The 262-nt window shown below is 74.8% G+C and carries 1 protein-coding gene; it reads right to left on the bottom strand.

From position 1 onward, the window contains the following. Window positions 1-262, bottom strand: a 262-nt coding sequence (locus GTQ99_RS24090; RefSeq protein WP_166618121.1) for an EAL domain-containing protein, incomplete at both ends; no start/stop codon positions are given.

The following is a 262-nucleotide window of genomic DNA, read 5'->3' as shown; positions in this document are numbered from 1 at the left end:
CAGGCTCTCGGTGACCTCCAGCGTCAGCTGGCTGGGGCGCAGGCCGCTGTCGCGCAGGGCCGCGCGCACGACGTCGACGATGTCGTCGGAGGCCAGCTGCACGGCCGACAGGTTCACCGCCACCGCCCAGGCGGCGCGCAGCACCCAGCTGCCGATGGCGTGGATGTCGCCGGTGGCCTCGGCCAGCGGCACGAACTCCAGCGGGGGCACGGTGCCGCGCTCGGGGTGGTGCCAGCGCAGCAGCGCCTCGTAGCCCTTGGTG

The sequence above is a fragment of the Kineococcus vitellinus genome, assembly GCF_009906315.1.
Taxonomy (GTDB): Bacteria; Actinomycetota; Actinomycetes; order Actinomycetales; family Kineococcaceae; genus Kineococcus; species Kineococcus vitellinus.
The sequence above is the reverse complement of the archived record's forward strand: the minus strand, read 5'-3'. Positions and strand labels throughout refer to the sequence as shown.